General features: G+C 56.4%; 12 protein-coding genes and 1 pseudogene. 3 read left to right on the plus strand and 10 right to left on the minus strand.

What is annotated here, in order from left to right:
• The first annotated feature begins 10 nt into the window (after window positions 1–10).
• Window positions 11–2,425, plus strand: coding sequence for a S8 family peptidase (locus KDB76_RS03830; RefSeq protein WP_212632225.1), 2,415 nt, complete (start codon window positions 11–13; stop codon window positions 2,423–2,425).
• Window positions 2,426–3,036: 611 nt separating this feature from the next.
• Here the strand turns inward: KDB76_RS03830 and KDB76_RS03835 are convergent.
• On the minus strand, window positions 3,037–3,636 hold the full coding sequence (locus KDB76_RS03835; RefSeq protein WP_082056539.1) for a DUF6088 family protein: 600 nt from the start codon (window positions 3,634–3,636) through the stop codon (window positions 3,037–3,039).
• Window positions 3,637–4,279: 643 nt separating this feature from the next.
• Complete coding sequence (locus tag KDB76_RS03845) at window positions 4,280–4,567, minus strand: helix-turn-helix transcriptional regulator (RefSeq protein ID WP_046784614.1); 288 nt, start codon at window positions 4,565–4,567, stop codon at window positions 4,280–4,282.
• Window positions 4,568–4,652: 85 nt separating this feature from the next.
• Between KDB76_RS03845 and KDB76_RS03850 the strand changes: the two genes are divergently transcribed.
• A complete protein-coding gene (locus KDB76_RS03850; RefSeq protein WP_046784613.1) occupies window positions 4,653–5,105 on the plus strand; it encodes a hypothetical protein in 453 nt (150 codons plus the stop codon).
• A 339-nt stretch (window positions 5,106–5,444) separates the two neighbouring features.
• Here KDB76_RS03850 and KDB76_RS03855 read toward each other — a convergent pair.
• A pseudogene (locus KDB76_RS03855) lies at window positions 5,445–6,167 on the minus strand (pirin family protein).
• 384 nt (window positions 6,168–6,551) lie between these two features.
• Between KDB76_RS03855 and KDB76_RS03860 the strand changes: the two are divergent.
• Window positions 6,552–7,628 (plus strand): ArsO family NAD(P)H-dependent flavin-containing monooxygenase, encoded by a 1,077-nt coding sequence (locus tag KDB76_RS03860; RefSeq protein ID WP_075043700.1) that lies wholly within the window; start codon window positions 6,552–6,554, stop codon window positions 7,626–7,628.
• Between the two features lie 23 nt (window positions 7,629–7,651).
• Here the strand turns inward: KDB76_RS03860 and arsJ are convergent, their stop codons facing one another.
• Genes arsJ through KDB76_RS03895 form a run of 7 tightly spaced genes read right to left on the minus strand, consistent with a single transcriptional unit; the run spans window position 7,652 to window position 13,093 of the window.
• Complete coding sequence (arsJ, locus tag KDB76_RS03865) at window positions 7,652–8,884, minus strand: organoarsenical effux MFS transporter ArsJ (RefSeq protein WP_075043701.1); 1,233 nt, start codon at window positions 8,882–8,884, stop codon at window positions 7,652–7,654.
• 9 nt (window positions 8,885–8,893) lie between these two features.
• The gene (locus KDB76_RS03870; RefSeq protein ID WP_075043702.1) at window positions 8,894–9,898 is read right to left on the minus strand and encodes an ArsJ-associated glyceraldehyde-3-phosphate dehydrogenase; all 1,005 of its coding nucleotides are present in this window, start codon (window positions 9,896–9,898) and stop codon (window positions 8,894–8,896) included.
• Window positions 9,899–9,930: 32 nt separating this feature from the next.
• Window positions 9,931–10,434: a cyclin-dependent kinase inhibitor 3 family protein gene (locus tag KDB76_RS03875; protein WP_075043703.1), complete on the minus strand. Its 504-nt coding sequence runs from the start codon at window positions 10,432–10,434 to the stop codon at window positions 9,931–9,933.
• A gap of 12 nt (window positions 10,435–10,446) precedes the next feature.
• Complete coding sequence (gene arsH, locus KDB76_RS03880; protein ID WP_051096016.1) at window positions 10,447–11,163, minus strand: arsenical resistance protein ArsH; 717 nt, start codon at window positions 11,161–11,163, stop codon at window positions 10,447–10,449.
• Between the two features lie 3 nt (window positions 11,164–11,166).
• Window positions 11,167–12,228: an ACR3 family arsenite efflux transporter gene (arsB, locus tag KDB76_RS03885; RefSeq protein WP_075043704.1), complete on the minus strand. Its 1,062-nt coding sequence runs from the start codon at window positions 12,226–12,228 to the stop codon at window positions 11,167–11,169.
• Window positions 12,229–12,246: 18 nt separating this feature from the next.
• Window positions 12,247–12,717, minus strand: coding sequence for an arsenate reductase ArsC (locus KDB76_RS03890; protein ID WP_075043705.1), 471 nt, complete (start codon window positions 12,715–12,717; stop codon window positions 12,247–12,249).
• 19 nt (window positions 12,718–12,736) lie between these two features.
• Complete coding sequence (locus KDB76_RS03895) at window positions 12,737–13,093, minus strand: metalloregulator ArsR/SmtB family transcription factor (RefSeq protein WP_051096013.1); 357 nt, start codon at window positions 13,091–13,093, stop codon at window positions 12,737–12,739.
• Window positions 13,094–13,097: the final 4 nt, after the last annotated feature.

Below are 13,097 nucleotides of genomic sequence, written 5' to 3' on the forward strand. Positions count from 1 at the left end.
AGGACGATGAATGGCAACGTACAAGCACCTGAGCTTTGAGCGCGAAAATCTCGACAATGCCCGCCGGACAAAAAATCCGCCGAAGTTCGCCAAGCGTGGTGACTTGCGCGGGCATGGTCAAAAGCTGAACGGCTACTTCGTCACTGCCGCAGGCATTGCGCGCCAGCAAATCAAGTCTGCAGAAAACTCCCCTTTCGTGCTTAAGTTGCAGTACGACGGCGCGATGACCTTCGAAAATCTCCAAAAGCATGGCCTAGAGTTCATCAGTCAGGAAGGCAAGCAGGTGTGTGTCGTCTTCGCCACCGAGCAGGGCCTAGCGGTTTTCCAAGATCACCTGAACAAGCTCGGCGTCCTGGGTCAGACCGTAAGCTATAAGCAGATTCTCGAAGCCATCGAGGGTATCGACGCCTGGTCTGCCGAGGATAGGAAGAGCTGGGCGCTGCGCAATCTTGGCCTCCCCGAGGGGGAGCACTTCAAGCTGGATGTTGAGCTATGGCCTCACTACGTCATGAATCACCCAGCACGGATTCGCCTCGTCACGGGTTTTGAAAAATGGTTGGAAGAGGCTGGCATGCAGACAGTGCACAAGCTGAATTACGACAGCTTGGTCATGTATCGCGTCGAAGCTACGCAGGCGCAGGCTGACCTACTTTTGAATCACAGCGATGTGCGTCTGGTCGATCGGATACCGCAGACTGGCATCACTTATGCCCAGCTGAACCGAGATATAGCTGAGCTTCCAGGCAATATTCCGCAACCTGCTCTCGAAGCAGCACGAGTATGCATTCTCGACAGTGGGATCAATACGAACCATCCACTTCTTAGATCCGCAATTGCCGAGAGTGAATCATTCGTTGAAGGCCAAGACGAGTTTGATGAAGTGGGGCATGGTACCGCTGTAGCCGGCATCGCTCTGTATGGTGACGTTGAAGCTTGTGACCGCAGTAATTACTGGCGTCCGGAGTTTTGGCTCTACAACGGCAAGGTCATGCGGAAATGTCCAGATACCGAAAATCCTATTTACGACGAGCACACCGTTGAGGCTACTCTGACGGAGGCTGTTGAGCACTTCGTAGGTTTAGGGTGCAGGATCTTCAACCTCTCATTGGGGAACAGTAATGCTCCCTATGACGGCAGCCACGTTCGCGGGTTGGCTTACATCCTGGATGTGCTTGCGCGTAAGCACAACATCCTGTTCGTAGTCTCGACCGGTAACTTCATGGGGTCATCTGATCCAGCTGTACCTATCAATAGCTGGCGCGAAGAGTACCCAGAATACCTGTTGCACGAGAGCAGCGTCATCATTGATCCAGCACCTGCGATGAACGTGCTAACGGTAGGCAGTATTGCCCGACACGATGCCACCGTGGATAGTCAGCGTTATCCTGAAATTCATCAGCTATCCCCGTCCTGTGAGAATCAGCCATCACCATTCACGCGGCATGGCCCGTCGGTTAAAGGCGCGTTGAAGCCGGAGCTGGTGGCTCATGGAGGAAACCTGGCGTGCCCGGTACATTTCAGGAACAACCAGTGGAAGACGGAAATGCGCGGCCTGGGCGTTCTGACCTTGAACTACCAGTTTCAGGGCAATACGCTGTTCAAAGAAATCTGCGGTACTAGTTTCTCTGCCCCCTACATCACCTACCTTTCCGGCCGTTTACTCAATGAATATCCGGACGCCTCGGCCAACTTGCTGCGAGCGATGCTGGTGAATCACGCATCGCTGCCGAGCGAGATTGAGACCGCTTTCCCTGACGAAATGAGGAAGGGATACAAGGTCAACAAAGCCACCTATAACCGTGAGATTTCTCGCGACGTTGCCGGCTATGGGCAGGTGAACGAAAGCGATTTGTTTCGATCCTCAGATCACTGCGTAGTGCTAATGTGCGAGGAGACGATTGAAAAAGACGCCTGCCAGTTCTTCGAGTTGCCACTGCCAGCGTCTTATCTGCGCAAAGCGAGAGGGCTGAGGGAATTGAGCGTGACCCTCGCTTATTCGCCAGCTGTGAGAACCACGCGGTTGGATTATCTCGCCACGCAGATTAGCTACAGGTTGGTCAAAGGTAAGTCGCTTGATGAAGTGCAGGCGCACTTCAACAAGGAAAACCAGGACGAAGCAGAGACACGAAACGACGATGCAGCCACCAATCGTGATATCTCTGCGCAGCTGCGAAGCAGAGGTACTGTGCAATCCTCAAAATGGACCTTCAAGCAGCGCAATCCGGACGAGAAGTGGTTCGTGGTGGTAATTCGCCAGGATCGGGAGTGGAATCATCCGGATGTGCTGGTTGAAGAACCCTACGCGCTTGTAGTGACGGTTTCAGACCGTGATAACGAGCAGGCGCAATTATACAGCGAGATTCAAGCCACCCTAGCTCTGCAGTTACAGGCAAGAGAGCAGGCACGTCAGCGGGCCGCGATATAGTTTGCAAAGCGAGAGAGTCTAGCCAGAGCTCTCTTGTTTACGCTAAGTTGACGGGGCCACCACCCCAACTGCAGTACGGATTGTGGTGGCTCTTCCTAGTTGCTAGTCTGAGAGTATCAGCTATGCATCACTCGTCTATTTATTTAGGTGGAGTATAAAGTCAGCCTAAATCAAAGCATGTTTGCACAACTCTGACAGCTCTTGAATCGAAAATGGCATTCAAGTATTACAATGCGGATAGTGACGAATAAGATATGCGGAGCCTCTCGTGGTAATTCAGGCAGGTGACGCGTCTTTTTTAGCGACGAGTTCGATATTGTCTGCCTGAACGACAAGCGTCCAGATGATGCTGATCAGAAGTAGCTTTCGTTCGGCGTGTCGCCGAGCTACGCGATGACTGACCAATTGAACCTGCTCAACGAAGTTTGGCGAGGTCAGTGGAGGCACCAAAATATCAATCTCTCTTTCTCGTGGTCGACGCCCAAGCTTTATTGTTTATATCCCCGAATGACTTTTAGTGCAATTGTCGGAGCCTGAATTCCAGAATCGGTCGCGACAACGGAGATGTTAGTTGTATCTTGATTTGAGGATTTTATTGTTCCTTAAATCTTTCAGTTCGCATTTATAGCGCAGTTGGCCAGTGCTGAGCGCATCCACTTGGGCATTTTGCATGCCATGAGCTTTTTGAATTCTTCAGCGCTGAGCGAGTTGGCAATCTTGCTCGCGACCTGCTCATTCACCCCATTTTCTCCGAGATAGAAAAAAGCAGTCAGGGCCGTACCTATTCGCGTTCCAGCTTGCTGAAGTCGTTGGCGAGACGCATGGCGCAGCCGAACAACCGCGCTACCTATCTTGATCTCACGGGTCGCTCCACTGGTGTAGTAAGTAGGCAAAACCTGCATCTGAACACTCAGTCCAAGTCGACGAACAGCTTCTGCACCATGGATCTGGATAGTCTCGCCTCTTGCCCTGGCAACAGCTTCCATTACAGAAATCGGGTTGGCTCGAACCCTTTTGCCCGTGTATTGGCTGTACTTGGGACGCATGTAAACGCCGCGGGCCACACGCTCTAGGTAACCCCTGAGTACCATCCGAGACAGAGCTTTGTTCACCGCAGAGCGGGAGCCCGCTCGCTCGAATACCGCCCTAACAAAGGGCCTTCCCTTAGGCATGCGCTTGATACAGTTGGAAATAGATTCTGCGACAGACACAGCTAATCCTATGTCATGCGGGTTGACAGGTCGTCTGGATATGAACCTACCGGCGTTAAGCGTAGACACCGTACTCAATTCGACCTAGAAGTGTCACCACCTGCTGGTAGCCCGATCCGGTTTCCAAGATGTTGCAAGGCACTTGATGCCTTAGGCCGATCGCTGGCTTGTATAGCCATTGTGCGGCAAGTACTCGACTGCCAAGTACTCGCGTTGCCAGGTGCCCGATTTGCTCGCACCTTCCCTTGAAGCATCGGTGGCCGATGCTCCAGCACCCCAACGGTGAACTGGGGCAAAGCGCCAGTATCTGTGGATCGTTCATTTGCACACCTCAAATGTGAAAGCGTATCTCTCAACCGGCAAGTCGGCCAACGGGCTCCATTCTCTTGCCGGCTTGTGCCGCGATATCGAGGAGCTTTCCTTGCGTTTGTGCCCGCCCTCGCAAAAGCTCTTGGGCGCTGCCTTCCTGTTCCGACTTGATACGCCACTTCTCAGTCTTTACCTTCCGCCGGCCTTTCAATGTCTCTCCTTTTCTGCATAGGTAGGGCCCAGGCGCAACCCAGCCACTGGGTCAGGCAGCGCAGACTTTGATTGCATCAGACAGTACATCTCAGCCCATGCTGAAGGAGGCAGGTGCCCATCCTCATCGGTCAGATGGCGTCACGCTGAGCTCCTCACGAACGCGCTGAATGATTGAATCCAGAGTGGCATCCTTGTCCATAAAAAGGTAGCACTGGGTCAAGATCGTCAAAGGATGAACATTCATGACAGTGGCGAGCCCATGCACCATTTCGAGGGTAGGGCCTTTTCCACCGGCTTCCAGTTGACTGAGGTAGGTTTGGCTGCTGTGGCCACCGAAATCTTCTTGGTTGAGGTTGCGGGATTTTCTAAGCTGCCTCATTGCTTTCCCAAATGCCTGTTTCAGTTCCATTTTTTCATTCCTACAAAAGGAATGATGAAGCCGTCTTGAACGTCGGACATCCATTAACTATTGTTAATATTTTGAGGATTTTTCGATGTTCAAGACCTACAGGCACGCCGAACTCAGCTCAGCCGACATTTTCGGAGAGCCTTCCAGTCGCCGCTGGAAATTTATTGAGCTGGAGCTGCACCACCCATGGTTTTACGTGGAGCTCGTGCGTGATTATGGTGATGACATCGTGGGCAGCATGCTGATGATCCCTACGGTACCGATTCTTCAACAGATGCTTTCGGAGCTTGATGACCGCTCATGGCTTGCGCAGGCTCACCTGATGTCTCCTGGTCACATGAGAGGCGGGAAGGACTGGGTGATGGAACCGCTCCAGGAAGTGAGCATTGCTGAATGCGATTCAGGAGCTGAAGAGGGTTATATCTATAAGGTAGTAGGTGGGGCTTGTTACAGCATCCATCTCTCGCCTCGGCAAGAAAAGCTCAAGGTCACAGAAATCATTTTTTCTGCTGAGCGCGATCTGCGCGTGAGTGGATGAGTTAAAGGGCTTGTGCATTTCATTTTTCGCTACCACTCGTTAAAAACCAAAGCAACTACTTCAGTGTCGTTCACTGAATCGCCCCTGGTTTCGTAGACATTTCGAAAGGAAGCTCTGGGTCGATTCCTGCCGGTCAAGATGTGCCCGTGCGCTGGTCACGTCCGATGCAAATGGCTGGTCAAGTCGAATGCAAAAAGGTGGTCAAGTGGGATGCAAACGCTTGGTCAAGTCAGGTGCAATTTCCCACGAGTGCCAAATTGGCATTCCTTGATCCACTAATGGGGCCTGGCGTCTCATCCCTCTGTGAGAAGAGGTAAGACAGTCCTTTAGTTGCATGTTTCAGGGCATGAGTGGCAGCTCATTAGGTCGCAGATCAAACACGAGCACTTCTGCGTCACGGCCGTTGGAAAGCTCAATTACCTGCTCTTTCCTCATCCGAACACCATCACCTTCGCGAAGCAATTGGCCATTCAACTCAATGCGCCCACGCGCAACATGCACATAGGCATGGCGGTTGTCAGCCAGAGTCAGAGAGGCATGCTCGTCGCCGTCGAAAAGGCCTGCATAGACGCGTGCATCCTGGCGAACCTGAAGCGAACCCTGCTGGCCATCAGGCGAAATGATCAAACGGAGCTTGCCGCGCTTTTCATCATCACTGAAATGCTGCTGCTGATAACGGGGAGTCGCACCACGTACATTGGGCACAATCCAGATTTGCAGGAAGTGAACCGGCAGCGCTTTGCTGTGATTGAACTCACTGTGAGCGACCCCGCTGCCCGCGCTCATCAATTGCACATCGCCCGGTTTGATGACCGACCCGGTACCAAGGGTGTCTTTGTGCTCCAAGGCACCTTCGAGCACATAGGAGAAAATCTCCATGTCACGGTGTGGGTGCTGGCCGAAGCCTTTGCCAGCGATCACCCGGTCATCGTTGATGACCAGAAGGTCAGAAAATCCTCGCTCATCGGGATCGTAGTAGTCAGCGAATGAGAAGGTATGAGATTACTTCAACCAGCCATGGTTAGCGCGGCCACGTTCTTCAGCGTTCCGGACAGTGATCATGATTCGTCTCCTTGAGGCCTTGGTGCCTGCCTGTGATAAACCCACTTTACTGTCACGAACTTAAGACAAAAAGACGCCTTCAATGGAATTTCTGTCTCATAAATAGGGACAATCTAATCGCAAATCATCTGAGCTCTGTGCGAGCTTGGTTGGTAACCTTTGACCACGATGAACGACCATCTCGACGCTTAGCGCCCCATCTTCGGAAGCAGATCTGTGATGAGTGCGGAAGGCAACAATAGATTGAAAACGAAAACTCCCGACTGTCCGCTATCGACCCTAAGCAGACATCCAAAGCAGCTATGAATTACGTAGCCGTATTATTAGAAATATTCTCCCCCATCTGGAAAGATAACCCCCTCAATGGATCAGGGGAGTGTCTAGATGAAAGCCCATGCAGAGCGCTTGTTGGATGTAGTCATCATTGGCGGAGGACAAGCGGCGCTGGCAACGGCGTACTTCCTGCGTCGAACAGATCTCTCGTTCATCATCTTGGATGCCGAGCCGGGCGCCGGCGGGGCTTGGCGACACGGCTGGAATTCCCTGCGGCTATTCTCGCCGGCTACCTGGAGCTCTATTCCCGGTTGGATGATGCCGCCTGTGGAGGATGGCTATCCTTCTCGCGAGCATGTCATCGACTATCTCACCCAGTATGAGGCGCGCTATCAGTTTCCAATGGAACGGCCGGTGCGCGTCACCTCGATCGAGCGCGTTGCCGGCGCGTTACGTGTCCATTCAGAGTCTGACCATTGGGATGCCAAAGCAGTGGTCAGTGCTACAGGCACTTGGAGCAATCCGAACATACCTGCCTACCCCGGCGCTGAGCTGTTTCGTGGCCTACAGCTGCATTCGGCGGACTACGTTGAACCGCAGACCTTCTCTGGCAAGCGCGTGCTGGTCGTCGGCGGTGGCAACTCCGGCGCCCAGATTCTCGCAGAGGTTTCCAAAGTAGCGGATGCGACCTGGGTAACTCCCACCGATCCTCTCTTCCTACCTGATGATGTCGATGGCCGAGTACTGTTCGAGCGGGCCACGGAGCGCTGGAAAGCGCAGATGGAGGGGCGTGTCATTGAGCAGCCGGTCGGCGGGTTGGGCGACGTGGTCATGGTCCCGCCTGTGGTGGAGGCGCGTGAGCGAGACGTTCTGCACGCGGTGAGACCCTTCGTTCGTTTCACCCCTGACGGTGTGGTCTGGGCAGACGGCTCGGAAACCGCAGTGGATGCGGTGATCTGGTGCACTGGGTTCAAACCCGCCTTGGGACATCTCGCGAGCCTTGGGGTTGTTACTGAGCAAGGACGTGTAGAAGTCGAAGGTACCCGATCTGTGAGTGAGCCCAGGCTGTGGATGGTCGGCTATGGCGAGTGGACGGGTTCTGCATCAGCAACCTTGATCGGGGTGACACGCACAGCCCGCAGTACTGCAGCAGAAATTGATCAGTTTGTGGTGAAAGCGAAGGCCTGATGGCCTCCGTATTTCCTCACTGATCAGTTTGCCTGGTGTGCCATTTCACTGTGCCTGGGCAGTGCGATCGAGATGAGTGCGGCGGCCAACACGAAGATGCTGGAAACCCACAAGCAAGCCTCCAACCCATAGGCCTGAAACACCCAACCTGACAGCAGCGTGCCGACCAAGCGACCCAGGGCGTTGGACATGTAGTAGAAGCCCACATCCAGGGAGACGCCGTCCTCCTTGGCGTAGCTGACGATGAGGTAGCTGTGCAGCGATGAGTTCACGGCGAATAGCACGCCAAACAACATCAACCCACCGAGCAAGACTACCTGCGCCGGCCAGCCAGCCGACAGGCCCACGGCAATGAGCGCAGGCAGCCCGGCCAGGGCGATTGCCCAGATGAAGGCTGCTCGGCCGTCGGGCACATGACCACGCTTCTTGCCGGTGATGTGGGGGGCAAACGACTGGACGATGCCGTAGCCGATTACCCATGCGGCCAAGAAGCCACCGACCAGCCAGAAGTCCCAGCCAAACGCAGAGCTCAGGTACACCGGCAGAGCCACCACGAACCAGACATCCCGGGCACCGAACAAAAACAGCCGTGCGGCCGAGAGGATGTTGATGGCCCGGCTCTTGGACAGCATGTCGCGGAACTTCGGCTTGGCCTTGGCCTTGCCCAAGTCTTTTTTCAGCAGGATCAGACTGCCGATCCAAATCAGGGCCAGCACCGCCGCCATGGCCAGTACCGCCTGGCTGAAACCGAGCAGCGCAAGCAGTGCTCCCCCGAGGAAGAAGCCCACGCCTTTGAGCGCGTTTTTCGAGCCCGTCAGGATGGCCACCCATTTGTAGAGGGTGCCTTGCTGGCTGTCCGGCACCAGGAGCTTGATGGAGCTCTTGGCGCTCATCTTGTTCAGGTCCTTGGCGATGCCGGAGAGCGCCTGGGCGGCCATTACCCACGGCACCGTCAGCGAGGCTGCTGGTACCGTGAGCATCAGCAGGGCAACCACCTGCATGCCAAGGCCGATGTTCATCGTGCGGTTTAACCCCAGGCGGGCGCCGAGGTAGCCGCCCACGAGGTTGGTGATCACGCCGAACACTTCGTAGAACAGGAACAGCGCCGCAATCTGCAGCGGCGTGTAGCCCAGCGAATGGAAGTGCAGTACCACCAACATGCGCAATGCGCCGTCGGTGAGGGTGAAGGCCCAGTAATTGCCGGTAACCAGCAGGTACTGACGCACTTCCGCAGACAGGGCTGACAACGCCTTCATGATCGCCGTTTACTCCGCTGCGCCGACCAAGCGTGCCAGTTCCGCGGCACGGTTGGCGTAGCCCCACTCGTTGTCGTACCAGGCGTAGATCTTCACCTGGGTACCGTTGACTACAAGGGTGGACAGCGCATCGATGATCGAGGACCGCGGATCGGTGCGGTAGTCGATGGACACCAAGGGGCGCTCTTCGTAGCCCAGAATGTCCTTCAGCGGCCCTTCGGCAGCGGCTTTCAGCAGCGCGTTGACCTCTTCAGCCGTCGTCTCACGTTCTACTTCGAACACGCAGTCGGTCAGCGAGGCGTTGGCCAGCGGTACACGCACGGCATGACCATTCAGCTTGCCGCGCAGTTCGGGGAAGATCTCGGCGATTGCGGTGGCCGAGCCTGTGGTGGTCGGGATCAGACTCATGCCCGAGGCACGGGCACGGCGCAGGTCCTTGTGCGGTGTATCAAGGATGCTCTGGGTATTGGTGAGGTCGTGAATGGTGGTGATCGAGCCGTGGCGGATGCCCAGGTTCTCGTGAATCACCTTGACCACCGGGGCCAGGCAGTTGGTGGTGCATGAGGCGGCGGTGACGATACGATGCTGCGCCGGCTCGAACAGGTGCTGGTTGACGCCCATCACCACGTTCAGTGCGCCTTTCTCCTTCACTGGAGCGCAGACAACCACACGTTTGACGCCCTGATCCAGGTAGGCCTGGAGCACGGCTACCGACTTCATCTTGCCGCTGGCCTCGATGACCAGGTCGCAGCCCGACCAGTCGGTGTCCGCGATGGTCTTGTTGGCGGTGACCTTGATGCGCTTGCCCTCGATCACTACCGCGTCGCCCTCTGCGCGGGCTTCACGGTGCCAGCGTCCGTGGATCGAATCGAAGTTGATCAGATGGGCATGGGTCTCGGCGTCACCGGCCGGGTCATTGATCTGCACAAACTCGAATTCCGGCCAGTCCCAGGATGCGCGAAGCGCCAAGCGACCAATACGGCCAAACCCATTGATACCTACTTTGATAGCCATGTTCTTGTTCTCGAATCGCGATTAGCGAAAGGTCAGAGGGTGTCGCTGAACTGGTTGATATACCCAACGTGCGCAGGGTTCTGGATCGCACGTGGACGCAGGGCCTGGACCTGGGAAACAGCTTCCTGCACAGGGATGCCGCACTCGATCATCAGGCGGGCGGCAAACAGGCCGGTGCGACCAGAGCCGCCCTTGCAGTGAATGGCGATCGTCTTACCGGTCATCACGAGCTCTTTCAGGCGTTCCCGGTGAGCCTCCCAGGCGGCCGCAAACGGCTCACCGGGCGCTTCGTCGTCCTCGACCGGCAGGTGGAACCATTCGAGGCCCAGCAGTTGGCACTCCTCGGGAAGCAGATCGATCTCGTTTTGCAGCAGTTCTTCACTCGGCATCAGGGTTACCAGCGCGCTCGCGCCGGCATCGCGCAGCGTTGCCAGAGCCTGAGATACCGATGTCTCCTTGGTACCGGGGCACGGAGTGAAGATCAGCTGGCCGACCAGTTCGGAATTAGCCAACACGGAATACGGGTGCAATTGCATGCTCACAAAGCCTCAAATGGATCGTTGATTGACACGCTTGGATAGTTCTTCAGCCGACTCTTTACGTTCGGAGTAGCGATCGACCAGGTAGTCGGAGCGATCACGAAGCAGCAGGGTGAACTTCACCAGCTCCTCCATTACGTCGACGACACGGTCGTAGTACGAAGAGGGCTTCATGCGGCCCGCCTCGTCAAATTCCAGATAGGCCTTCGGCACGGACGACTGGTTAGGGATGGTGAACATGCGCATCCAGCGGCCGAGGACGCGCAGCTGGTTGACCACGTTGAACGACTGCGAGCCGCCGCAGACCTGCATCACCGCGAGGGTTTTGCCTTGAGTGGGGCGCACGGCGCCCATGCTCAGTGGAATCCAGTCGATCTGCGACTTGAACACGCCGGTCATTGCACCGTGGCGTTCCGGCGAGCACCAGACCATGCCTTCCGACCACAGCACCAGATCGCGCAGCTCCTTGACCATGGGATGGTCATCGGGCACGTCATCCGCCAGTGGCAGCCCGGTCGGATTGAAGATCCGCGTCTCGGCACCGAAGTGCTCCAGCAGGCGTGCCGCTTCTTCCGTCAGCAGGCGGCTGAACGAGCGTTCGCGGGTCGATCCGTACAGCAGCAGGATGCGAGGCTTATGAGTGGACTTTTGCTCGACTGCCAGCTTGTCTGCTGTCGGCAGGTCGACCAGATCGTTGTCGATATTGGGGATGTGGTGTTCGGTCATGATTTACTCCTGAGACAAGGCACCGGATGGCTGATCGAACCAGCGGCGCTTGAGCCACAAGGCCACGCCCACCAGTGAGATCAGTACCGGCACTTCCACCAAGGGCCCGATGACGGTGGCAAACGCGACCGGCGAGGCAAGACCGAAGGTGGCGATGGCCACAGCAATGGCCAGTTCAAAGTTGTTGCTTGCTGCGGTGAACGCCAGCGCAGTGGTGCGCGGGTAGTCGGCCTCCAGCAGCTTGCCCATCCAGAAGCTGATGAAGAACATCACCACGAAGTAGATGGTCAGCGGGATAGCGATGCGCAGCACATCCAGCGGCAGTTGCAGCACCATGTCGCCTTTCAGGCTGAACATGGCGACGATGGTCAGCAGCAACGCCACGAGGGTCAGCGGGCTGATCTTCGGGATGAAGCGCTCCTGATACCAGGTCTCGCCCTTGCTGCTGATCAGGATCTTGCGGGTCAAGAAACCAGCCAGGAACGGGATGCCCAGATAGATCAGCACCGATTGGGCGATATCGAGGAGGCTGGTCTCAATGACGCTACCTTCAAGGCCAAACAGCGGCGGCAAGAGGCCCAGGAAGATCCAGGCGTACACGCTGAAGAACAGGATCTGGAAAATGCTGTTGAAGGCGACCAGACCGGCCACGTACTGGTTGTTGCCACCGGCGATCTGGTTCCACACCAGCACCATGGCGATGCAGCGTGCCAGGCCGATGAGGATCAGGCCGGTCATGTACTCAGGCTTGTCGGAAAGGAAGACAACGGCCAGCCCGAACATCAGGACCGGGCCGATCACCCAGTTCTGGATCAGCGACAGGGCAAGGATGCGCTTGTCCTTGAATACCTGTGGCAACTCCTCGTATTTCACTTTCGCCAGAGGTGGGTACATCATGACGATGAGGCCAATGGCGATGGGGATGTTTGTCGAGCCTACCGACAGGCTATTCAGCCACGCAGGCAATCCCTGGAACAGGCTGCCCAGGCCAATGCCCAGGCCCATGGCCAGAAAGATCCAGACCGTCAGGTAGCGGTCTAGGAATGAAAGTCGGCTTTTGCTCATGGTGGATCTCCCTAAACGTCAGAGCGTTCCGATGCGGGCCAGCTCGACCTTGAGCTGGGCGGCATCCATTTGGTCGAAAGGCAGTGCGATGAATGCCTTGAGGCGTCGCTTGATCTGCTCAAGCGTGTTGTCGAACGCCGCGTCCAGCTGGGCGGCGCTACCGTGCAAATCCGAAGGGTCAGAAAGTCCCCAGTGAGCTTTCACTGCTGGTCCGAAGAATACGGGGCAGGCTTCGCCAGCGGCCTTGTCGCAGACGGTGATGACAAAGTCCGGTGCCAGTTCGGCATGCGCGTCACTGGACTTGCTGCTGAGGCCCTCGGTGGAGATACCGGCACGCTGCAGCGCGGTGATGGACAGCGGGTGCACCTCACCCTTTGGCTGGCTGCCGGCGCTGTAGGCCTTCATGCCGGCCGGGGCCAGATGATTGAAAACAGCCTCGGAGAGGATGCTGCGGCAGCTATTGGCGGTGCAGAGGAACAGAACTTTCATCGGTTTTTCTCGGCAATGATCAGCAGCAGGAGGCGACGCGTTGAGGGCGGTCACCCATGGTGTCCAGTCGTTTGGTGCTTGTACTTAGCCATTCGCGGTTGGCCTCAAGCGTCGTCGCCAAGACCTCACGTACCCAGGCGGGAAGCGAAGGATGCAGCCGGTAATAAACCCACTGGCCCTGACGGCGGTCTTCCAGCAGGTCACAGGTGCGCAGTTGCGCCAGGTGGCGGGAAACCTTGGGCTGGCTTTCTTCCAGCGCGCAGGTCAGTTCACAGACGCAGAGTTCTTCCTCGCGAGCGATCAGCAGCATCATCCGAATGCGGTTCTCGTCGGCGAGGCATTTGAAAACCTTGGTGGGGGTCAGCGAGTCAGTCATAGCA

Source organism: Pseudomonas sp. JS425 (genome assembly GCF_018223845.1).
GTDB lineage: Bacteria > Pseudomonadota > Gammaproteobacteria > Pseudomonadales > Pseudomonadaceae > Aquipseudomonas > Aquipseudomonas asiatica.

Coding starts and splice junctions, on each gene's coding strand:
- KDB76_RS03860 (WP_075043700.1), top strand. CDS start 6,552: ATGAAAGCCCATGCAGAGCGCTTGTTGGATGTAGTCATCATTGGCGGA.
- arsJ (WP_075043701.1), bottom strand. CDS start 8,884: ATGAAGGCGTTGTCAGCCCTGTCTGCGGAAGTGCGTCAGTACCTGCTG.
- KDB76_RS03830 (WP_212632225.1), top strand. CDS start 11: ATGGCAACGTACAAGCACCTGAGCTTTGAGCGCGAAAATCTCGACAAT.
- KDB76_RS03890 (WP_075043705.1), bottom strand. CDS start 12,717: ATGAAAGTTCTGTTCCTCTGCACCGCCAATAGCTGCCGCAGCATCCTC.
- arsH (WP_051096016.1), bottom strand. CDS start 11,163: ATGACCGAACACCACATCCCCAATATCGACAACGATCTGGTCGACCTG.
- KDB76_RS03875 (WP_075043703.1), bottom strand. CDS start 10,434: ATGCAATTGCACCCGTATTCCGTGTTGGCTAATTCCGAACTGGTCGGC.
- arsB (WP_075043704.1), bottom strand. CDS start 12,228: ATGAGCAAAAGCCGACTTTCATTCCTAGACCGCTACCTGACGGTCTGG.
- KDB76_RS03895 (WP_051096013.1), bottom strand. CDS start 13,093: ATGACTGACTCGCTGACCCCCACCAAGGTTTTCAAATGCCTCGCCGAC.
- KDB76_RS03845 (WP_046784614.1), bottom strand. CDS start 4,567: ATGGAACTGAAACAGGCATTTGGGAAAGCAATGAGGCAGCTTAGAAAA.
- KDB76_RS03870 (WP_075043702.1), bottom strand. CDS start 9,898: ATGGCTATCAAAGTAGGTATCAATGGGTTTGGCCGTATTGGTCGCTTG.
- KDB76_RS03850 (WP_046784613.1), top strand. CDS start 4,653: ATGTTCAAGACCTACAGGCACGCCGAACTCAGCTCAGCCGACATTTTC.